We start from the raw sequence: 18,438 nt of genomic DNA, 5'->3' as shown, positions 1-18,438 counted from the left end.
ATATTTAAGTATGAATTATATGTGGGTCTATTCAAACTCTTTAAGCATAGTTTATCGTATTTTTACTCTTTTTGAAAGGCTTTCGCTTATTTTTCATTATATCTATGATAGAATAAAGCCATGAAGAAAAGAAAAATATCACTTAAAATGCCAATGGGCTATAACCGCCCAATTCATGCAGCAGCGTTAATATTAAATATCTTTGGGGTCCTTATGGTTATCTCCGGAAGTATGACATCAGGAAGTACAGCCAAGTCATTAGTCTTAGTCGGAGTTAAGGAGCTTGTTTTTGTAATTGTATCCTATATTATGATGGTTATGGTTGCGCGGCGATTTTCGCTTAATTATTTTCGAAAGAATTACGCCAAAATATTACTCTTAATGGTGGGTCTTTTGGGGATTACGCTCGTTTTCCCGGCCATTAATGGTGCAAAAGCTTGGATTAATCTTAAAATTATGACCATTCAGCCCAGTGAGTTTGCAAAGATTTTCGGAATTTTAACCATTGCGACGTTTCTCGCAGATCGAAATAAACGGACGAAGGCAAGCACATTTGATTTAGTAAAGAAGCCGTTCTTTATTATTCTTGCGATTTTCCTTTTTGTTGTGAAAGCACAGCATGACCTTGGGTCGGCGGTTGTTATTCTTGGAATTGCTTATATCTGTGTATTAATTCCATCTCATGATAAACTAACGCGATTACAAAAGTGGATGTTCATCCTAGCAGGTGTGGGAATTGTTGGACTGATCTTTTTAGATTCCTCATTTGGTATTAGTCTTATTGAAAAATTAAATATCCCACCTTATATGATTGGTCGTTTTAAAACGTCCTCAAATCCATTCTTGGACCGCTATGGTAGTGGCTACCAAATCTTTAATGGAATGGTTGCAATGTTTAAAGGTGGCATGTTTGGGATGGGTTATGGAAATAGTCTAATCAAATATGGGTATCTTCCTGAAGCGCATACTGACTTTATTCTCGCTGTCACAATCGAAGAATTAGGCATGATTGGATTCTCAATTATAGTAATTGGATATGGTACGATGTTGTATCAACTCGTTAAGTATTCGTTCAAAGTGAAACAAGAATCGGATAAAGTTATCTTAATGGGTACTGTTGCTTATATTATGATTCACTTTATCTTTAATATCGGAGGTATTACCGCGTTGATTCCGTTAACTGGAGTACCACTTCTGTTTATCTCTAAAGGGGGATCCAGTCGTATGGCGATTATGTTGGCGATCGGGTTAACACAAAATGTCATTTCACGTTATGAAATGGGAATTATTAATATCAAACGTAAAGATCAATTACGCATAAAACAAGAAGAAATGAAACGCAAAGAGAATTTGAAACGCTTAACAGAGGTAGTGTAATGAGAGTTGTAGCAGGAACATTTGGTTCGCGACCAATTAAGACGTTAAAAGGAGATACAACGCGCCCGACGACCGATAAAGTTCGCGCAGCAATCTTTAATCGGATTGGGCCATTTTTTAATGAAGGAAAAATGTTAGATGTCTTTGGGGGATCGGGAGCTATGGCTCTTGAATCAATCAGTCGAGGCATCGAACATGCAGTTGTTTTTGAGAAAGATGTGCGTGCTTATAACGTTATTCGAGATAACATCAAAACTTTTGATCTTGAAGGATGTGTCCAACTTAAAAAAGGCGACTCAATGAAATTATTGGAGACGGTATCTGGATCTTTCGAGTTTGTTTTCCTTGACCCTCCATATCGATACGAACATACCCTTGAAATTATCAAAATCATTATTAAGCGTAATTTGGTTGCAGAGGATGGCTTAATAATTTGTGAGACGGATAAGAACTATGATTTGCCGGATGTGATTGACGGGTTTTATCTAGACTGCGTTAAGGATTATGGTATAAGTAAAGTACGATACTACAAAAAGGACAATTAGGTCCTTTTTTATTTTTTAGCACTTAAAGGTTGACAGTGCTAAACTCGTGGTGTAGAATAATACTAGACACAAAGAATAGAGTGTTTAGGAGGCGAGAATAATATGTTGACGCCACGAAAAATAGAGATATTTAAGGCGATTGTTAAAGAGTTTATTAACACTGCTGAACCAGTGGGTTCGAAGACGTTAATCGATAAATATAACTTATCATACTCGTCTGCGACAATACGAAATGAGATGTCAGATTTAGAAAAAATAGGACTACTGGAAAAGACACATACGTCCAGTGGACGCATTCCTTCAACAAAAGGGTATCGATTCTATGTAGAACACCTCATGGATGAAGAAGAGAATTACGGGATTGAAACCGCGATTGCTCAAATTTTCTCCGATCGACGACTCGGTATTGATGAAGCGATTCGACAAAGCTGTGATATTTTATCACAGATGACGAATCTAACCACGGTTGTATTAGGTCCCAGTGCGATGAATGAAACACTGAAAAGTGTTCAATTAATTCCATTGAGCGAATTTAATGCAATGGCCGTGTTCGTTACAGAGTCAGGGCATGCAGAGCATCGAATTTTTAATTTTGATAGTAAAGTCGATGTGAATGACCTTGAGGCGTGTACTTCAATATTAAATGAACGATTAAAAGGTACAGCACTTTCAGAAGTTGTTGATAAGATGGAAAGTTTAAGACCAATTTTATCAAGACGAATTGAAAAATATGAGGTACTCTTTGAAGCGTTTGTAGGAGCATTTATTAAATTTGCTCAAGACGAAGTCTATTTAAGCGGTGAACGAAATATGTTATACCAGCCAGAATTCTCAAACATAGAGAAACTTCGTGAAATGATGGATATGCTCGAAAACAGTGAAATGTGGCGTAACTTATCCACAGGACAAAATCACTTGAGTCTTAAAAAAGGCGATCAAAGTGAAATTGTTTGGGTTGATGATATGGCCGTTGTATCCAGTTCGTTTAATTTACTCGATAATCATGAGCATAAGTTGATGATTGTGGGACCAAGTCGAATGGAATACAGTCGCGTTGTCTCGTTGATGGATTATGTTTCGGAGATGATCGAAACGGTGTATGGGAAAGGTGGCAATGATGAGCAAGACGAATAAAACCGCTGAAGAATTGCATGAAGAAGTTCAAGATGAAACAGTACTTGAATCAACAAACAGCGAAGAAATTGAAACTTCAGACTCAGTAAATGATACTTCTGAAAATGATGAAGCAATTGATGAGAATGAAGCCTTACGAAAAGAAATTGAAACGTTAAAAAACGACTATTTTAAAATGTTAGCAGATACAGAAAATTTAAAAAAACGTCTGCAACGCGAGCATGATCAACTGCGTAAATACCGTATTCAAGGATTTGCAGCAGATGTGTTGCCTGTGTTAGATAATTTGGAACGTGCATTAAAACAAGAAACAACTGATGAGGCTTTACGAGATGGTGTACAAATGATTTACGATCAGTTAATGGCATCGCTTAAAGCAGAAGGTGTTGAACCGATTAATGCATTGAACCAACCCTTTGATCCAAATATTCATCAAGCAATGATGACAGAGGAAAAAGAGGGTGTTGAATCCAATATAGTTATTGAAGAATTCCAAAAAGGATATATGTTAAAAGATCGCATTCTACGTGCGAGTCTTGTAAAAGTGAGTCAATAGGAGGATATATATTATGAGTAAAGTTATTGGTATTGATTTAGGAACAACAAACTCAGCTGTTTCCGTAATGGACGGTGGAGAAGCAAAAGTAATTACAAACCCAGAAGGAAATCGTACAACACCTTCTGTAGTCAGCTTTAAAAATGGTGAGCGTATTGTTGGGGATGCAGCGAAACGTCAAGTTGTAACAAACCCTAACTCCGCAGTATCAGTTAAACGTTTAATTGGTACAGGCGAAAAAGTTACACTTGAAGGAAAAGAGTATACACCAGAAGAAATCTCAGCAATGATCTTAGGCTATATGAAGAGCTATGCAGAAGATTATCTTGGTGAAAAAGTTACAAAGGCTGTAATTACCGTACCTGCATACTTTAATGACGCACAACGTCAAGCAACAAAAGATGCTGGTAAGATTGCAGGTTTAGAAGTAGAACGTATTATTAACGAACCAACTGCGGCTGCGCTTGCATTTGGAATCGATAAAACAGATAAAGATGAAGAAAAAGTATTAGTATTTGACCTTGGTGGTGGTACCTTCGACGTTTCCATTCTTGAATTAGCAGATGGTACATTTGAAGTATTATCAACTGCTGGAGATAACAAATTAGGTGGAGATGACTTTGACCACATCGTTGTTGATTATTTAGTCGATATTTTCAAAAAAGAAAATGGTATTGATTTATCATCCGATAAAATGGCTATGCAACGTCTAAAAGAAGCAGCAGAAAAAGCGAAGAAAGATTTATCTTCAACTGTAAATGCTTCAATTTCATTACCATTTATCTCAGCAGGCGAAAATGGTCCATTACACTTGGAAACAACATTATCACGTGCTAAGTTTGAAGAAATGACAAAGAGCCTTGTTGAACGTACAATGGTTCCAGTTCGTCAAGCACTAAAAGATGCTGGACTTACTAAAAATGATATTCATCAAGTATTGCTTGTTGGTGGATCAACACGTATTCCAGCTGTGGTTGAAGCTGTTAAAAATGAATTAGGAAAAGAACCAAATAAATCTGTTAACCCTGATGAAGTTGTTGCAATGGGTGCCGCAATTCAAGGTGGTGTTATTTCAGGAGATGTTAAAGATGTGTTACTTCTTGACGTTACACCATTATCATTAGGTATTGAAACAATGGGTGGTGTGATGACCGTTCTTATTGAACGTAATACAACAATCCCAACATCAAAATCACAAGTATTCTCAACAGCAGCAGATAATCAACCCGCTGTAGACATTAACGTCTTACAAGGTGAACGTCCAATGGCTAAAGACAATAAATCACTTGGTTTATTTAAATTAGATGGTATTGCTCCTGCAAAACGAGGTATTCCTCAAATTGAAGTTACATTCGATATTGACGTAAATGGTATCGTAAACGTTTCAGCAATGGATAAGGGAACAAACAAAAAACAATCCATTACAATTTCAAACAGCTCAGGATTAAGTGATGAAGAAATCGAACGCATGGTTCGAGAAGCTGAAGAAAATGCTTCCGAAGATTTACGATTAAAAGAAGAAGCAGAGCTTAAAAACCGTGCAGAACAATTTATTCATCAAATTGATGAGTCCTTAGCAAGTGAAGATTCACCTGTGGATGATGCTCAAAAAGAAGAAGTTACAAAATTACGTGATGAATTGCAAACAGCAATGGATAACAATGATTTTGAAACATTAAAAGAAAAACTTGATCAATTAGAACAAGCAGCTCAAGCAATGTCACAAGCAATGTATGAACAACAAGCAGGTCAAGCTGAAGCAGATGCTTCGTCAAGTGATGAAACAGTTGTTGACGCTGAATTTGAAGAAAAAAACTAGTTTAAAAACTTTCGGAGGTAGATATGGCAGATAAAAGAGATTTTTATGAAATACTTGGAGTAAGTAAATCTGCCACAGATGCAGAAATTAAGAAAGCCTATCGCCAGTTAGCGAAGAAGTACCATCCTGATATTAACAAAGAGGATGGTGCTGAAGCTAAATTTAAAGAAGTCCAAGAAGCCTATGAAGTCCTTAGTGATTCTCAAAAACGTGCGAACTATGATCAGTTTGGCCATGCTGCCTTTGATCAAAGAGCCGGCGGGTTTGGAGGCGGCTTTAGCGGTGGATTTGATGATTTCGGTGATATCTTTAGTTCATTCTTCGGCGGCGGAGGCGGAGGCCAACGTCGTAATCCTAATGGACCTATGAAGGGTCAAGATCGCTTTATGAGTATGCGAATTGACTTTATGGAGGCTGTGTTTGGTGCCAACAAATCCGTGACTTTAAATGTCGATGAAGAATGTACATCGTGTCATGGTTCGGGTGCACATAGCAAAGATGATATCAAGACATGTTCACGTTGTGGTGGAACGGGTCAAACGGTAACGCAACAACGTACACCTTTTGGTGTGTTCCAATCTCAAGCAACATGTCCAGACTGTGGTGGTACTGGTAAAACAATTACAAAACGCTGTGGCGAATGTCATGGTAAAGGATATAATACAAAGCGTGTCGAAGTGGATATTAAAATTCCTGCGGGCATTGTTACCGGACAACAATTACGTGTTTCTGGTAAGGGTGAGCGCGGCGCCAATGGTGGACCAAACGGCGATCTCTTTATCGAGATTGTAGTTGGAACACATAAGCACTTCAGACGTGAGGGGAATGACATCCATATTAACATTCCTTTATCAGTAATCGATGCCACATTGGGTACGGAGATTGAAGTACCAACTGTGCATGGTGATGTTAAATTAACAATACCTGCAGGTACACAACCTAATACTAAATTTAGACTTCGTGAAAAAGGGGTTAAAGACCTTCGATCAGGACGTATGGGAGACCAATATGTTGAAGTTAAATTAGAAGTTCCAACTAAATTATCACGTCAACAACGTGAACATTTAGAAGCGTTAAAAGAAACAGAAGTAAAAGGTGATAGTGTCTTTGACCGCTTTAAAAAAGCGTTCAAGTGACACACGTCACTTTTCTTTAAATTAAATATTAGCACTCTAAGTAGTTAATTGCTAAAATGGAGGTGAATTGCATGAACTACGAAAATTTAACTGAAAAAGCTCAAGCAGCTTTAATGGAAGCTGTGAACTATGCGACACAAATGCAACACAGTGCCGTGTCGTCAGCCCACTTGATGAAAGCACTTTTGAATTCAGGTGATCTCGATTTAATTTTGGAAGAGACAGGAACGAATAAGTCGAAACTTCTTCAATCTGCCGATGAACGGTTGGATAAACTTCCAAAGGTGCAAGGTGCGCAATTGACCATGGACCAAGAAATCACACATGTTTTTGCGAAAGCTCAAGCATGGTCAACGAAACAAGGGGATACCTATATTTCCCTATTTGCCCTTTTTCTGGGAATTTTGGAAGCTGTAAGTGCATATCGTAATCTTGTGGATACCCGCACAATCGAGGCTTCAATTCTCAGTCATCGTTCCGGAAGAGTCATGGATTCACCCCAAGCTGAAAATCAAATTGATGCCTTGTTAAAATACGGACGTGATTTGGTGAAGGATGTTCGTGATGGTAAGATTGACCCTATTATCGGGCGTGATGATGAGATTCGAAGAGTAATCCAAATTCTATCACGTAAAACCAAAAACAACCCAATTCTAATTGGAGAACCGGGTGTTGGTAAGACTGCGATTGCTGAAGGACTTGCATGGCGTATTATGCGTGGTGATGTGCCTTTTAGCTTGAAAAACAAACAACTCATCGAGTTGGATATGGGCTCTTTGATTGCCGGCGCAAAATACCGCGGTGAATTTGAGGAGCGATTGAAGGCGGTTCTCGAAGAAGTAGAACAAGCAGATGGAAACATCATTCTATTTATTGATGAAATTCATAATCTTGTAGGTGCAGGTAAAACAGAAGGATCTATGGATGCCGCAAACTTATTAAAACCGATGTTAGCCCGTGGTGAACTCCACCTAATTGGTGCGACAACGTATAATGAGTACCGCCAACACATTGAAAAGGATGCCGCACTTGAACGTCGTTTCCAACGTGTATCTGTAAGTGAACCTTCAGTAGATGACACCATTTCCATATTAAGAGGTCTTAAAGATCGCTTTGAATCGCATCATGGTGTTAAAATTTTGGATGAATCCATTGTAGCGGCTGCGAAATTATCGGATCGATATATTACAGATCGCTTCTTGCCGGATAAAGCCATCGACTTGATTGATGAAGCATGTGCTTCCATTCGCGTCGAAATGGAATCGATGCCAGAAGAATTGGATGAATTAACACGGAAAATACGCCAACTTGAAATTGAAGAAGCTGCCCTAAAAAAAGAAACTGATGCGAAGACGCTTGAACGTCGTGATGAGATTGTAGAAGAACTCAGCAACCTCAAAGAGACCTATCAAGATCTTTATGCACGATGGGAAAAAGAAAAAGCACAAGTTGATGGGGTTAAAGATGCGAAAGAGGCTTTAGAACGTGCACGTTTAGACTTTGAGAAAGCACAAAATGAAGCGCGTTATGAAGAAGCTGCACGTCTACAATACGAAACCATTCCTGCCCTTGAACGTCAAATTCAAGAAAGCAATGATAACGAAAATTCTGGAAGCATGATTCAAGAAGTAGTTGATGAAGCGTTGATTGCTGAAATCGTATCGCGTTGGACACAAATTGATATCACAAAACTTGTAGCTTCCGAGCGTGAAAAACTCTTGAACCTTAAACATGAGTTGGAAATGTATGTTAAAGGACAAGATGAAGCCCTTCAAACAGTTACAGATGCAATTCTTCGCTCGAAGGCACAAATACAAGATGAGAATAGACCTTTAGGTTCATTTATGTTCTTGGGTCCAACAGGTGTTGGGAAGACAGAAGTTGCTCGTGTTTTAGCCCAACAGCTTTTCGACGATAAAAACCGAATTATTCGTATCGATATGAGCGAGTATATGGAAAAACACAGCGTATCAAGACTTATTGGTGCCCCTCCTGGATATGTTGGTTACGAACAAGGTGGACAATTGACGGAACAAGTACGTCGTCATCCGTATTCAATCGTGCTTTTGGATGAGATTGAAAAAGCACATCCGGATGTGTTTAATGTACTCCTTCAAATTCTGGACGATGGACACATTACGGATAGTAAAGGGGTAACGGTTGATTTTAAAAATACAATCATCATTATGACCTCGAATCTTGGAAGTCAGTTTGCTTTTGAACCGGATCAAGCAAGTAGAGATAAACAATACATGCAAGCGGTCCAAGCACATTTTAAACCTGAGTTTATCAATCGTATTGATGAAATCATTGTCTTTAATGCACTAAACGATGCGGTGCTTCATGATGTTGCTCGTAAGTTCATTGATGAGCTTGCGGTCCGTATTGGAAGACGTAACCTTAAATTAAGTGTTACAGACAAGGCAATTGATTTAATTGTTGCGGAAGGTAGCGATGTAACCTATGGTGCAAGACCAATGAAGCGTTTTATACAACGTGAAATTGAAACCAAAATTGCATACCTTCTTATTGAAAAGGATGTGGAAGATAACAGCATCCTTGAAATTGATGCACATGATCATGAGTTTGAAATTCATATTCTTGGGCCTCATAAAAGCTTAAATTAAAAAGAGCCACCTCGGTGGAGTAGTAAACTAAAAGTAGACAAGTAAAAAAGACTTGTCTACTTTTTTTGTGTAATAATAAAATCAAAGATAAAACGGAGGTATTAATGATGGGAAGACCCAAAGGTGGATTAAATAATAAATGGACTTTAATGGTTGATACCTTCAACAATGAAATTATAAGTTCTGCATTATCGCGTACAACTGGTGATCCTAAGCCTTACTACAAGTGTCTCGAGGATCTCCTTGGGCTACTTAAGGATAATAAAAAAACAGCTCCCACGATTCTTCACACAGATCAAGGAGCTGTCTACCACTCTAAAGCTTTCGCTAAAGCGCATGAAAATTATAACATAATTAGATCTATGTCGCGAGCTGGAACACCTACAGATAATCCAATTATCGAATCATTAAATGGATGGATTAAAGCAGAAATGGCGTGTGATTATCAATACTGGTCTGTAGATAACTTTGAAAATTTTATCGAAGAATATGTACATTATTTTTAATTTTGAAAGACCTACTTACTGTTTAAATTACAAAACCCCTATCCAATATAAAATGGATAAGGGTTTCTAGTCTTTTATTAATGTCTACTTTTGTTTGACAACTCCACCTTGGTGGCTCTTTTTAGTGTTGATGATAGAAACAAAAACTAAGATAAATGAAACATATAAAACCAACAATCAATCCTAATGCAAGCGTAGCATTGATGAAACAGAGTAGACAGGTTGACGTCATGGCGCCTAAAAAAAATAAGAACCATGTTAGAATTAATGTTGATACTTCATGCCAGCTCGTCTCTTTGCGTACAAAGCGCGCAAACGCTTCACCAATACCATAAAGCACTCCGGTCATAAATCCTTTCCCAATTGTTGCGTTATTAACTTCAACTTGGGCCTTGTTTTGAATTCCCATCGCAAAACTTATGAGGGGAAAACTCCACGTTTGATAGGTGGTAAATTGAAACGCCAGAGCGACGACCAAACAGAGGATATCAAGTTCTAAAATTTTTTTGATGGATTGCGCATGACTACCAGTGCAGAAAAGGTTACCGATAAAAGATCCTAGAACAAAGGAAATGAGTACCAAAACATAGCGAAGAACTTCAATCCATTCTTGGTTAATCAAATGAATCCCTAAGCGGGTTGAGTTACCACTCATAAAAGACAGGAATACACCACCAATGGCAAGGATTCCTAAAACATCTAAATAACCGGAAATAAATGAAAAAACATATGCGAAACGACTGTTCTCGTGTTGAAGATCGATTGATTTCATAGTACACCTCTTTTTACTGTTTTTAGTATAGCACGCACCGTCGTAAAAACGATATTTTTTATTAGAAATGCTTGAAATAATTGACATTGATACGCGACCGCGTTATGGTGTTACGGTTGTGAGCGCCGTTACATAAACGCTCATTTAATTTTCATGACACATGACCATGAATACGATAAGATAGGTTTATGGAGGATGTCGTAATGATTTGTCTTGGTACCCCAGAACAACTTGAAGAATTGGTATATCTAAGCATTATGTGTGAGACTGATTGTTCTTACGAACATCGACATGCCGTAATACAAGAACAACTAAATTCAGATCAAGATGTTTTTGTTATTAAATATGATTGTGGCTTTCCAGCAGGGTTTGCGCACATTCAAAAAGATTCCGTTAATAAGAATCACGCACGACTTCAAATGATTTATGTCGAGGAAGCGTTTCGAGGGAATGGATACGCAACTGAAATGGTTGCGATGTGTAAGACGTTAATCGGATGCAATGACGAGGTGCGTTTATCCTCGGAGTGTGCCTTTCAGGTTTCTTAAATGCACCTTAGGTGCATTTTTTTATTGCTCCCAAGAGCGTTGGTTCATGAAGGATGAATTAATGAGCTAAATTAAGGTATAATTAAAGCAAGTAATTTTGAGGAGGATGTATGTCAATGGATTACAGAGAAGATATTTTCTACGGTGAGACGGTTAACCACGAGGTTGGGATTGGGGACATTGAATCCCCTTTAAAAGGAAAACGATTATTTTGGAGTGTGCTTTCCATTTTTATTTTATCGACATTTTCAGATGCATTTGTCGGGGTGTTTATTGAGATGAAAATGGTTCAAGAAATAAACATGACTGCGTTTACGCCCATTGTAATGATGTTGTTAACTACGGTAATTTTATTATGGATTAATTTACCATTAATCAAGGAGGCACGTACGTTTCCAAACCCATTAACACGTATACACATATTACGGAAGGTCGGTTTCTATTTTGTAGTAATGGTTTTTGCGAATTTTATTGTAAGTCCATTGGTGGCAATGCTTATTGAAACACTGGGTGGATCCAGTCAACCGATTAATCAAGAAGCGCTGATTGCAATGAAAGGGATTGGATTCCCTATGTATTTTGTTTTTGCGGTTGTTGCTGGTCCAATTAAAGAAGAACTGCTCTTCCGAGGATTAATTTTCCGCAAGTTGATTCATAAAAACCGCTTTGCAGCCTATGCAGTAAGCTCGATTTTGTTTGGCTTGATGCATCTTACGACGGAACTTGTGACTGGGCAATGGGTGATGATGTTTAATCTTATAATTTATGCAGGAATGGGCGCATTTTTCGCATATATCTATGAAAAGACAAACAGCATCAAAGCTGCAATGTATTTACATATGATTTGGAATACATTGGGCGTAGTCGCGATTTTCGCAGTCTAATTCAAACATGAAAGAGCCGATTTATTTACTAGAAGGGATTATCCCCAATTCGATTTTAGTTCAAGAAGCAGATCGTTTTATCTGGGTTTCGAATTTTCCTCATAAAGGCATTACTGTGACATCTGAAACGGTACAATCAAATTTGAAATCATGGGATGTGGTTCGTCGTGTAAAAACCATTGATTATGTTAAGGAGACATCATTGTGTGCTTGGTCTGATGTTTATCATCTTTGGTATTCGACTAAATTTTTATGTCAAGAAATTGATGATACCAAAGCTCGAACTCTGGGTCGGATGCTCGCCTCGCAAGAAAATGATGATTTCGAAACGGTACGGGAACAAATTATGGATATTATTTACTGTACTTCTACCCCTGAACGCATCAAAGGTTGGTTTCAGAAAGCGATGGCTCATGAACGTAAGCAAAATCCAAAGATTGAGCTATTTCAGACGGTAACGGAAGATGCATCGGATGAAGGGGTGTATCAAGGGATTTGCCAACTTGAGGCATACGCTCATAAACATTGTTTCTTTTTCCAACTGGAACCCTATACAAAAAGAGAAGCTAAATAGCTTCTCTTTTTCGTGAAATTTGATGGATACTGCGTTTAATTTCGGACTGAATCGTCGGATGGTCGCAGGTTAAGTACTGGCTGTTTAAAATTTCGAGCGCACGATCAAGTGGAAATACTGAAAGACATTGCATGCATTTCCAAAGAATTAAATCATCATCTGCGTAAGTATTGATGAGATATTCGATGACATTTAAGTGTGCTTGTGTCGCCAAATGAGGATGCTCTGAAATAAAATAACCGTAAGCATCAACAAACTCACTGACTTGATTTTGTGAGAGCGAACCTAAGGAATCAATCATTGTGTATAGAATTGCGGCATTCATATTACCCAATGTACGTGCAATGATATCACGCGGTAAAGGATAGCTTCGTTTACGCGAGACTGCCTTTGGGATGTTTTGATGTTGGTTGTGCCCAATCTCTCCAAGATAGGGCATCATCGCAGCGGCGACATCATTATTGCCACCTTCTAAAACACGACATATTTCAAGTCGTGTATAGAGCGCTTTTTCATTCATTAATTGCTTCAAGAGCAAATCAACAAACCAGGGTTCGTAATTCCATCTTCTTGCGCCGACATGGACAGCTGCCGTGCGTTCTTGTGCAGTTTTCGCATTTAATTGTTTTACCAATGCGTCATCACTAAAGTCTGCACACTGTGTCACGATATTTAAGTCGAGATATCCTCGATGTTCAAGATCGTGTCGTGTGTTTTCCATATTATCACCTATGATTATTATATCATTCTTGGGAAAGGGTTTATGAAATTCACGCAAGATAACATAATGCTTTAATAGAAAAAACGTGAGGATTCACGCTTTTTTGTTTGATTTATCTTTAATCGTTTTCTGAATTTGAATTGCATCATAGATAACGTAAATACCATAAGCAAGCATAAACCAAAAAACACCTGTTCGAATTATTTGTGGAAGCCTTGATAAAGATAATCCCAAAATAAAAGCGATAAAACTTAAAAGCATCTTTTGATGCTTAATGATCGATTGTTTCATATTTCCATCCCCCCTAAGAGGATTGTAACATAAAAAAGACTCGAGCCTGTATGAGAACTTGAGTCTTGTTTGTAACGATTGTACAGATGATAACTTATTTTCATGGAGAAAGACATGCATCGCTACATCAAAATTATAACAAGCTCCACCCAAATGAAACTAAGAATTAGGTATTCTTAATAAAATGTTAATGAATATTAAGAAATCAAAAGACCCTTATCCATAAGGGTCTTTTCGAGATATTGATGTTCTTTTAGGTTTAATACTTCTTGATTTCTATGATATCAACCTAAAATTCACCTGTGTTTTTATTCAAAGTAATCAGTTTTAATCACGCTGTAGTGACCTAGTTCGTAGGTAACTTGGTTGAATAAAATATAAGAAGGGTAAGTAATTCTTAGTTGCTTTGTAACACGATATTTACTAAATGAGAGAAACTAATTGGGTAAATTTTCAAGAGCGTAATTTGCTTGATCTTCTGTAAAATTCTCTCCATGTTCTGAAACAAGTTGTTCCCAAATAGAATCACGAGACATGCTCATTCGAGATTGATAAGTTTTTGCTTTTTCAAGTGCGTTGTTATTGTAATCTGCTTTGATATTCTCAATAGCGTACTGTGCAGCATCCTCAGGAAAATTCTCTCCGTATTCTGACACAAGTTGGTCATAGATGGCACGTTCAGACATATTCATGCGATCGGCATACTGTTGTCCTTTAATCAGGGCATTTTTAAATTCAACAGATACAGACTCTTTCTCTTTCTCCGAAGACTCTGTTTTTATTGTTTCGTCTTTTGACTCCTTCTCGGGGTCTTTTGCGGATTCTACTGCAACATCTATCTCATCGGTGCTTCCAGTAGAGGGGGTATTAACCATAGCAATCCCAAAGAGTACGACCGAACCTAAGATGATAAACAAGGGTTTCTTCTTACTCGTTTTTTTAAATAATGAAATGACGAATAAGATAATTCCTATAAAAAATGTAAGAATTCCAAGTATTCCAAATAATGCTACCATAATTATATTTCCTCCTTAGTTTTCAATAAATTATTTTTCACTAAAATGAAAAAAGGAACTTTTTGTATTACACGCTCATAGAAAACATGTGTTGTTTAAAGTAGTATTGAGTCCATGGAAATGATAAGCCATGACCAGATGAGTAAGTCAAAATAATATTTAATGAATCTCACGTGTTTTTTTTATTATAGAACATTGTGAGAAAAATCATCTTGAAATCCATCCCTTCTTGTTCACATAGTACTATAGTGGACATGAAGGGTCAACTGAAGTCGAGATAAGGGCGGATGTGTTTAATGATGAGTTACATTTAGAAATACCAAGTAATTTGAGACGATTTAAACAATCTGTAGGCCTTTTGTAGGCCATAAAACAAGAGGGTAACATAAAAAAACCACTCGAAAGTGGTTGTATTTATATAATTGGCAGGGGTAGCAGGACTGTCTTAGTTGTATCATTCAGTGTCTAAAACCCACTATTTAGTGGGTTTTGCTATCATAGGGTATCATCAAATATCGCTATTTTTCATGGTTTGTATGGCAGATGTATGGCAGAAACTAGAAAGTGATATTCTGCTTTAAATCTTCAAGAATCTTGTTAAAAGTGGTTTCGATTATATAAAAAGATTGCCCTTTTATGACTGAAAGTATTTTATCTTCAAGATTATCGTCATTCATACTTTCTGATGTGCAAATAGAATCATCATTAATATAATTTTGAATGGCATTAATTGCACGAGCATCATCGCCTTTAAATAAATGGACATAAGTTTGCATTGTTTCTGAAATTGAACTATGACCGAGTCGTGCACTTACTACAGTTATTGGAATATTCTGGCTTGCAAGGAATGTAGCGTGAGAATGTCTCAGATCATGAATTCTAACATGTGGAATTTCTTTTAAGCCAATTTCTCTGCGAGAGATATTAGCTTTATATAAACATGCACTAAAACGACGATTAACCGTGTTAGGAGCGAGATTTGTTTCTCCGCCTAATAAGAATTTACCTTTGCTCTTTGCGTGCGGTAGGAGGCGATTATAGAGGTCGTCGTGTATTTTGACTCGCCTATAACTACTCTCGTTCTTTGGTGGACCAACTTCCTGATATGAATTAATTGAGTTATAAACGTCTAACTCTTTTGTACGAAGCAAATCCTTTTTGAAAAGAGCTAGTGCTTCGCCGCGTCTAAGTCCTGCCCAAAAGTAAATTTCATATAGAAGTCTAAATACTTCTAATTTTTCGTACTGTATGACTTCCTGGAATTCCTCAGGAGTAAGAGTGTTGTATGTGAATTTTTCTTTAACCTTTGGTTTGATAATCTCTACATCGGAAGCAATATCATTGATACCAAAAATTCTCTTACCAAATTTATAAATCGATTTAAGAAGATAGATGGCTTTATTTTTTTGTGTTATGGATCCATCTGCTGCTTCAATATTATTTCTAAGGGTGATTAAGTTAAAAGGTGTAATATATTCAATTTTTTTATTGGAAATTTGAATGAGATACTTCGTAAATAACTCTCGTTCTTTTCTTAACGTTTCGGGTTTAACATTTGGTTTTGACTCGTGATATGCTTCAAATAGTCTTATAAATGTCATCTCTTTAGTAACACCAAGTTTTAGTTCTTCAATTAATAGATTCTCGGCTAAGATTGCGTCTCTACGTGTACCATAAATAATCTTTCTACGTTCAGTTGGTTTGCCGTATCCATTTCTATATGCAACACGCACATCATATTTTTTATTTTTTATAAGTTCTTTAACTGCCATCTGTAATCACCTCCAAATTATGTTATAATTTAGGTACAACAAAAGGGAATCTGCTCGATTCTTAGTTGTTTTAGCACCGGTTGCTGCCGGTGTTTTTATCTAGTTTGAATATTCTCTGATGATTGTGTCAAACATTCTTAATTTAAAATTTTGTGAGTATCTTGTGCCTATTCCGTCAATTATACTGACATTGATAGGTAGATATTTTGAAGTTACAATAATATCATTTTCTAACATACTTTCAACTTGAATCTAAATGATATTGATTACTTTAAAGATTTAAATTATATATTAGTATCTTTTTTATTGACAGATTATCCATGTATGCTATAATTTACCCATGAACCAACCAAAGTGTTGATTTTAAATAAATATAAACAAGAAACATAGTTGCGGTTTAGGTTAGCCCTGAATGAGATAATTATGTTTTTTTGTTTTCAATTAAATCTAAGTACATAACACTTCGTTTGAAATATGTTGATTTTAAACAATCGTCTTTTTTTAACATATAATGTTCAATGCAAAAATCTCTTATGATTTCTTGAGTAAAGTTTCTAATATTTTTACCTAGAACTTTGAATATGATATCAACTCTCTCTTCATTAAGTTTGGCTAAATGATCATTCAAATCATTTATGTCAACAAACTCAGGAACTTTTGATAGATTTCTAATTATATTATTTCCGTATATCGTTTCATAAGAATCCCTAACTAAAAATTTATTTAGATGCGGATTATTAATTTTTTCTTCTGAAGTGAGTTTTTCATAATATTTATATATTGGTACGAGATTAGTTTTCGCTACTGACTTCAATCTCTCAGATACTATTAAGTTTGGAACATACCCAAATGAATCAAATAAAATGTCTTCGAATAAGTTGGAAATATGGAAAGTAGAATATCCATATTTCCCCAGAATTGCTTCTTTTTTCCCGAATGCGATAGCAATTTCATTGTTATCTAGATTATCTAGCTCTTCAGAGTTAACAACTATGGTTGAAGTATCACCTGTTTCTAAACTACTATCAACTATATTTTTTATTAGACGTTTCGTTGATTTGACCAGTGAGGACGGAAGTCCTGGTGTGATTTTGTTAAGTTCTAAATATAACCGTGAATAGTTATCTGTAGATATTTTCGTTATGGGAATGGTGCCTCGAGAAGTAACAATATTTTCTCTTGTTTCAATAAGTCCTTTTTCTCCAGGCTTAAATTCTACAAAAATAAAATGATCTTCAATTTTTTCAAAATCTTCCTTGTCAACACATTCCAAAAAATCCAAGATGATATTTTTGATGTTTTCGTCTTCAAGAGAATAGCCTAAAAAAATAATTGGGGAATCAGAAAAAAGTGTCAACATTTTTGCAATGATTAATCTACGATTATAGTTGAAAGAGTCATAATCTTGTTTGGTGAATACTAAAGAAGTTACATTAGAAATACATCCATGGATTTTATAAATTTCAGCTATATTAAATCGCTCCGATTTGAATAAATCACTTTGATTTATATAAACATCGAAACCTTCATTGAAAATATGATCTTCTAAGAATTTGTCATAGTTTGTTGTGATAATTGAGGAAACTTTATTGTTTAGTTCTCTTAACAGTCTAACTTCTTTTTTCAAGTATCCGTTCTGCTTAAATGATATTTTCTTAAAACGATTTTTAAGATATATTTTATAGGGAGAAATGTCTTCAGCTACCCATTTTGGAATTGTTTTTACGCCTCTTTCTTTCAAAGAGTTATAAAAATAATCATTATAATATTCTTCTGCTTTTGAGCCTAGGTATTGATTGGTTTCGAAAACCGATAAATTTTTTTGTTTACATTTATTTAATTCCTGAGCGTAGGTAATCCCAGAAGGGTCAACAACTTTGAAAGATTCTTGAATTACAGTTACCCAATCTGGAGAATCCTTTAAATATCTCTTTGACAAGCCTGCCCCAATGAATAGCACTGGCAATCTCTTACTGGAAACAACTCTTTTAATTACTGTTTGATAAGCCATGTTAAAGATACCTTTTTCTTTCTATTTATACAAATACCAATTCCATTACTTTTATCATTGCGTCTATATCTCATTCACATTCCCAGGCTTCATGAATGCCATATGTGAATTAACTCTTTAAGAAGTGTATAATTGCATGAATTAAGATT

Annotated in this window: 17 protein-coding genes; 11 read left to right on the top strand and 6 right to left on the bottom strand. The window is 36.3% G+C overall.

Features of this window, described 5'->3' with window-relative positions; genetic code table 11:
• The first annotated feature begins 120 nt into the window (after positions 1 to 120).
• The 8 genes from EPJ89_RS01100 (at position 121) to EPJ89_RS01060 (ending at position 9,700) form a co-directional block, all read left to right on the top strand.
• Positions 121 to 1,377: an FtsW/RodA/SpoVE family cell cycle protein gene (locus tag EPJ89_RS01100; protein WP_161636619.1), complete on the top strand. Its 1,257-nt coding sequence runs from the start codon at positions 121 to 123 to the stop codon at positions 1,375 to 1,377.
• Positions 1,377 to 1,922, top strand: a complete 546-nt coding sequence (gene rsmD, locus EPJ89_RS01095) for a 16S rRNA (guanine(966)-N(2))-methyltransferase RsmD (protein WP_161636618.1) — start codon at positions 1,377 to 1,379, stop codon at positions 1,920 to 1,922. The genes EPJ89_RS01100 and rsmD overlap by 1 nt, the downstream gene beginning before the upstream one ends.
• A gap of 102 nt (positions 1,923 to 2,024) precedes the next feature.
• Positions 2,025 to 3,056 carry a heat-inducible transcriptional repressor HrcA gene (gene hrcA / locus EPJ89_RS01090; protein ID WP_125164666.1) on the top strand — a complete coding sequence of 344 codons (1,032 nt, stop codon included), beginning with the start codon at positions 2,025 to 2,027 and terminating at the stop codon, positions 3,054 to 3,056.
• A complete protein-coding gene (gene grpE / locus EPJ89_RS01085; RefSeq protein WP_161636617.1) occupies positions 3,040 to 3,612 on the top strand; it encodes a nucleotide exchange factor GrpE in 573 nt (190 codons plus the stop codon). Before hrcA ends, grpE begins: the two co-directional genes overlap by 17 nt.
• Before the next feature lie 13 nt (positions 3,613 to 3,625).
• Positions 3,626 to 5,431, top strand: coding sequence for a molecular chaperone DnaK (gene dnaK, locus EPJ89_RS01080; RefSeq protein ID WP_161636616.1), 1,806 nt, complete (start codon positions 3,626 to 3,628; stop codon positions 5,429 to 5,431).
• A gap of 23 nt (positions 5,432 to 5,454) precedes the next feature.
• A complete protein-coding gene (dnaJ, locus tag EPJ89_RS01075; protein ID WP_200548815.1) occupies positions 5,455 to 6,567 on the top strand; it encodes a molecular chaperone DnaJ in 1,113 nt (370 codons plus the stop codon).
• A gap of 71 nt (positions 6,568 to 6,638) precedes the next feature.
• Positions 6,639 to 9,194, top strand: a complete 2,556-nt coding sequence (locus EPJ89_RS01070) for an ATP-dependent Clp protease ATP-binding subunit (RefSeq protein ID WP_161636614.1) — start codon at positions 6,639 to 6,641, stop codon at positions 9,192 to 9,194.
• A 104-nt stretch (positions 9,195 to 9,298) separates the two neighbouring features.
• On the top strand, positions 9,299 to 9,700 hold the full coding sequence (locus EPJ89_RS01060; protein ID WP_237558268.1) for a DDE-type integrase/transposase/recombinase: 402 nt from the start codon (positions 9,299 to 9,301) through the stop codon (positions 9,698 to 9,700).
• 121 nt (positions 9,701 to 9,821) lie between these two features.
• Here the strand turns inward: EPJ89_RS01060 and EPJ89_RS01055 are convergent, their stop codons facing one another.
• Positions 9,822 to 10,472: a YoaK family protein gene (locus EPJ89_RS01055; protein ID WP_161636613.1), complete on the bottom strand. Its 651-nt coding sequence runs from the start codon at positions 10,470 to 10,472 to the stop codon at positions 9,822 to 9,824.
• A gap of 203 nt (positions 10,473 to 10,675) precedes the next feature.
• Here EPJ89_RS01055 and EPJ89_RS01050 point away from each other — a divergent pair, with 203 nt between their 5' ends.
• From EPJ89_RS01050 to EPJ89_RS01040, 3 genes are all read left to right on the top strand, one after another.
• Complete coding sequence (locus tag EPJ89_RS01050) at positions 10,676 to 11,020, top strand: GNAT family N-acetyltransferase (protein WP_161636612.1); 345 nt, start codon at positions 10,676 to 10,678, stop codon at positions 11,018 to 11,020.
• Between the two features lie 110 nt (positions 11,021 to 11,130).
• Entirely contained in the window at positions 11,131 to 11,904 is a 774-nt protein-coding gene (locus EPJ89_RS01045; protein ID WP_244660775.1) for a CPBP family intramembrane glutamic endopeptidase, read from the top strand.
• Between the two features lie 7 nt (positions 11,905 to 11,911).
• Entirely contained in the window at positions 11,912 to 12,478 is a 567-nt protein-coding gene (locus tag EPJ89_RS01040; protein WP_161636610.1) for a hypothetical protein, read from the top strand.
• Here the strand turns inward: EPJ89_RS01040 and EPJ89_RS01035 are convergent.
• From EPJ89_RS01035 to EPJ89_RS01015, 5 genes are all read right to left on the bottom strand, one after another.
• Positions 12,471 to 13,199 carry a hypothetical protein gene (locus EPJ89_RS01035; protein ID WP_161636609.1) on the bottom strand — a complete coding sequence of 243 codons (729 nt, stop codon included), beginning with the start codon at positions 13,197 to 13,199 and terminating at the stop codon, positions 12,471 to 12,473. The two genes, EPJ89_RS01040 and EPJ89_RS01035, sit on opposite strands and share 8 nt — an antisense overlap.
• Positions 13,200 to 13,292: 93 nt before the next feature.
• Positions 13,293 to 13,490 carry a hypothetical protein gene (locus EPJ89_RS01030; protein ID WP_125164657.1) on the bottom strand — a complete coding sequence of 66 codons (198 nt, stop codon included), beginning with the start codon at positions 13,488 to 13,490 and terminating at the stop codon, positions 13,293 to 13,295.
• A 437-nt stretch (positions 13,491 to 13,927) separates the two neighbouring features.
• On the bottom strand, positions 13,928 to 14,506 hold the full coding sequence (locus tag EPJ89_RS08740) for an Ltp family lipoprotein (RefSeq protein WP_237558267.1): 579 nt from the start codon (positions 14,504 to 14,506) through the stop codon (positions 13,928 to 13,930).
• 557 nt (positions 14,507 to 15,063) lie between these two features.
• A complete protein-coding gene (locus EPJ89_RS01020; RefSeq protein ID WP_200548814.1) occupies positions 15,064 to 16,278 on the bottom strand; it encodes a site-specific integrase in 1,215 nt (404 codons plus the stop codon).
• 421 nt (positions 16,279 to 16,699) lie between these two features.
• Positions 16,700 to 18,289: an SIR2 family protein gene (locus EPJ89_RS01015; RefSeq protein ID WP_200548813.1), complete on the bottom strand. Its 1,590-nt coding sequence runs from the start codon at positions 18,287 to 18,289 to the stop codon at positions 16,700 to 16,702.
• Positions 18,290 to 18,438 lie beyond the last annotated feature (149 nt).

The organism is Erysipelothrix sp. strain 2 (EsS2-6-Brazil) (assembly GCF_016617625.1).
In the GTDB taxonomy this organism is placed as follows: Bacteria; Bacillota_I; Bacilli_A; order Erysipelotrichales; family Erysipelotrichaceae; genus Erysipelothrix; species Erysipelothrix piscisicarius.
Note: the sequence above shows the minus strand (reverse complement) of the source record. Positions and strands in the feature narration are given on the sequence as shown.